General features: G+C 60.4%; 3 protein-coding genes and 1 pseudogene. 1 reads left to right on the top strand and 3 read right to left on the bottom strand.

Annotated features, from left to right (window positions below; genetic code table 11):
- Nucleotides 1-287: 287 nt before the first annotated feature.
- Complete coding sequence (locus Y703_RS0114410) at nucleotides 288-656, bottom strand: hypothetical protein (protein ID WP_026553265.1); 369 nt, start codon at nucleotides 654-656, stop codon at nucleotides 288-290.
- A 158-nt stretch (nucleotides 657-814) separates the two neighbouring features.
- On the opposite strand from Y703_RS0114410, the pseudogene Y703_RS20135 reads away from it, so the two are divergent.
- Nucleotides 815-1,444: pseudogene (locus tag Y703_RS20135) on the top strand (DDE-type integrase/transposase/recombinase); the annotation flags it as partial.
- 638 nt (nucleotides 1,445-2,082) lie between these two features.
- Here the strand turns inward: Y703_RS20135 and Y703_RS21045 are convergent.
- Entirely contained in the window at nucleotides 2,083-2,685 is a 603-nt protein-coding gene (locus Y703_RS21045) for a hypothetical protein (RefSeq protein ID WP_051427619.1), read from the bottom strand.
- A gap of 138 nt (nucleotides 2,686-2,823) precedes the next feature.
- On the bottom strand, nucleotides 2,824-3,363 hold the full coding sequence (locus tag Y703_RS0114395) for a hypothetical protein (RefSeq protein ID WP_155849549.1): 540 nt from the start codon (nucleotides 3,361-3,363) through the stop codon (nucleotides 2,824-2,826).
- Nucleotides 3,364-3,470 lie beyond the last annotated feature (107 nt).

Raw genomic sequence — 3,470 nt, 5'->3', positions numbered from 1 at the left:
CCCACCGTGTCGCCAAAGTGATCCTGCGGAATTCGAAACGACCACGGCCGGTAACAGTGGTCGGTCAGATCCAACGAACCATCATCCCGATCCACGGCCTCTTTCCGCGGCTCTATGACCAATGCATCAACCCGGTCATGAACCTGCTTGCACTACGGAAAGGCCCCACAGCCCCTTCAATCGGCACGGTCTTCACCCCGGACCCCTCGAGCAACCAGATCACCGGGAACTGGCGGACCAGCCGGACCAGACGCTTTGGCGCAGCCGGCGCCATTCTTACCGTCTGGTCATTGATCCGATGCATAAGAGGAGGACAACGCGTCGCTCCAACAGGGAGAAACCGTCGCTCGAAGACGAACCACTTCACGCATGATCACAGTTGAGCCCAGCGTGTGCCGGGACGAGTTGAGGCAGTCAGGAGCAGTATGAGTCGCTTTGCGTTCGGCGAGGAACGCATCGACCTGCAACACCGTCAGATCCCCAAGGCGCATGCTTTCCGCCTCGAGCCAGCGACTCAGATGTGCCAGCAGATAAAACTGATTCACAATCGATGCCGGGGTGAATCCCAGCCGCAATAGTTCGGCCTCGAATCCCTCGGCGTGTTTCTGCAGCGGACCGTGGATTTGGACCCGGTTCGCTCGCGTTGTCGCTATCATCGTGTGCTCCTCGTCTGCTCAATCGTTGAGAAGACAAGCCGATCACCACACCGTGATTATGCCGACCTTTTTGGCCCGTTCACCGCCTGGAACCTGGGATCCCAGACCAACATCGGCATAATCACAACGTCGGCATAACACGTGAACACCTGTCCCGGGGCCAGGTGTTCACGTGGGATATCACCAAACTCGCCGGCCCGGTCAGGGGCAAGTACTTTGACTGCTACATGATGGTCGATATCCATTCCAGGTTCATCGTCGGCGCGCACGTCCACGCCACCGAATCCGGGGTGCTGGCCGTGGAAATGATGAAGGGAATCTTCGGGATTCACGGCATCCCTCAGGTCGTGCACGCGGACCGGGGAACGTCCATGACGTCCAAAACCGTCGCCGCGCTGCTCTCGGATCTGGAGGTCACCAGGTCCCACTCCAGGCCCCGGGTGTCCAATGATAATCCGTACAGTGAGGCGATTTTCAAAACTTTGAAATACGGGCCGGAATTCCCCGAACGCTTCGCCTCAGTCCACGACGCCGGAGTATTCATCAGCGGTTTCGTGGACTGGTACAACCATCACCACCAGCACTCCGGAATCGGCTTCCACACGCCCGCGAACATCCACTACGGTCACGCCACCGGCGTCGCCAAAGAACGCTCGGCAACGCTCGCTGCAGCACGCGCGAAACACCCCGAACGCTTCACCACCACCACCGACCCCAAAATCCTCGCGCTCCCAGGAGCCGCGTGGATCAACCAGCCCAAGGAAATCCCCGAACAGTCAGCCGCCTAACTCCCGTTGGTACCGTTCAGCTTGAAAAATTCCGGGCGCGTCCTGATCTTGGACGCGGATGCCTATGGGCCAGTGGACGTAAATAATGTCTTCCGTCTTGGTTGTCCACAGCGAGTTTCAGGTTCTGCGTTAGCCTTTTAATGCTGGTCTCCGTTGCCCAACCAAAGGATCGCCGGGTGCTGGTTCGGTTCTGTCGCCTTGCGGCGTTCCTACCTTGTGGCCGACGCCTGATAATTAGTTCTGGCCGTCCTTCTGCGGCGCAGCAGCCAAACCAGCACCGCAAGCATGACGAGCGCTGCTGCCGTGGCACTGAGAGGGATCCAGGGGATGCCCGGGCTTTCTACGGATTGGACTGTTTGCCCCTGGCCGGCCTCGGGGAAGGTGAGATTCGCCTCCGCTGTATGTTCCACCAGCCCGCTTTTGAGATTTACTTGCGCGTTCCAGGGTCCGTTGAAAAGTTCCGGGTCCAGGGTGATGGAGACGGTTCCTGTGCCTCCTGGTGCGATGGTGGTGGCCTGTTGCGCGGTGAAGGGGCCTGCCGAGAGGCCGCCCGGTCCCTCACTGAGCGTTAGATCGCCGGTAATATCCAGTGCCCGGCCTCCCGTGTTGGTGATGAGTGCGCTGACTTGGGGGTTGTCCTACTCATCGCGGGCAGAGGTGAGGGAGTCAATGCTGAAGTCGGCCGGTTTTCCGTTGCCTGGCCCGACGGAGAGATACATGCGGATTCCGACCCGGCTGGCTTGGATGATGTTCGCATTCTTATTAGGGGTGCTGCGTATTTCGGCCCAGATAGCGGCGTACTGTTCTCCTTCGGGCGCGTCGGCGGGTACGTCGATGGTCACTGTGACGTCCGCAGATTCTCCCGGGGCCACTTCCAACTGCTCTTGGTCCACTGAGGTCCAGGTTGTCAGTTCATTGACCGCCGGGTCGTCCTCACCAATAAAGGAACCGGCTTCAATGTGGGCCGCACCGGGATAGATCCGCACCAACTGGGTGGAGTCGGAGTCGTTTTGCACCTGAATCCGGCGTTGGATCACGGTGCCGGGTGCCAGCCGGTCGACAACATAGGACTGGGCCCGGGGATCATCCTGGGCGGCGGTGGGTATGTCCAGCAGGCGAAGTCCGATCCCTGACTGTTCAGGCACCGGCGGTGTACTGACCTCCGCATTCAGTCCGCGTTCGGCGCCGATGGTGGCGAAGCCGGGGGACGCCGGCAGGAACACCAAGATGAACAGGCACAATGCTGTGATGAGAGAACGTAAGATTCCGGGACCTCGGGGGTTAGTAGGCGCTTATCAGCTGAGCGGAGGCTGCCTCCTCAAACTGCACCTGCAGGGCTCCATTCCGGCGGCCCTGCAGGTACAGTTCGACATCGGTTCTTAGAGGACAGAGTGCGTCAGAACCGCAGTGTACGTGTCGGCCAGTGCGTTTGACGGTGCGGTCAGTGCCAGCGTCGCACCCCAGGTTGCCACGTGGTTACCGGTGACTGCGCTGGCGGTCTGCACGGACTTCGCGGTGCTCAGATCTGCCTGCGCGCCCGAAGCGGTCAGGGTCGCGGTTCCGGAAACGATTGCTGCAGCCGGGGTATAGGAGGCGTTGGCTGCGGGGATCACGTTATCCGGTGTTCCCGCGACGGTTTGTTTTGCGCCGGTGAAGTTACTCAGCGAAACCGAGGCCACCCAGCCGGCGGTGCCGGCGCGGTTATCGGTCACCTGAATGTCAACCAGGCTGGTGGTGACAGTGGCGCCTGGCACAACGGCACCGAGGGCTGCGGAGGTAGGAAAGGAGCTGAAACCAATCGTTCCAGCGTTGATTTGGGCGGTGGTGGTGGTGTCCACTGCTGAGGCGGGCAGCGCCATGGCGCCGACGAGGGCAGCGGAACCGGCGAGGACAAGTGAAGCACGAGTGATTGTACGCATGAGCGAGACCTTTGATTGGATTGGGAAAGATGCAGTTTCCATACCAGCCCAAGCGCCCAGCACGCCTGTCGGCAGGGCTATTCATGAAATATGGCTGGTTCGAGCCG

Source organism: Arthrobacter sp. H20, assembly GCF_000520515.1.
Taxonomy (GTDB): domain Bacteria; phylum Actinomycetota; class Actinomycetes; order Actinomycetales; family Micrococcaceae; genus Arthrobacter_D.
The sequence above is the reverse complement of the archived record's forward strand: the minus strand, read 5'-3'. Positions and strand labels throughout refer to the sequence as shown.

Excerpts from the sequence above, each read along its gene's own strand:
- Y703_RS0114395 (WP_155849549.1), bottom strand. The coding sequence starts at position 3,363 with ATGCGTACAATCACTCGTGCTTCACTTGTCCTCGCCGGTTCCGCTGCC.
- Y703_RS0114410 (WP_026553265.1), bottom strand. The coding sequence starts at position 656 with ATGATAGCGACAACGCGAGCGAACCGGGTCCAAATCCACGGTCCGCTG.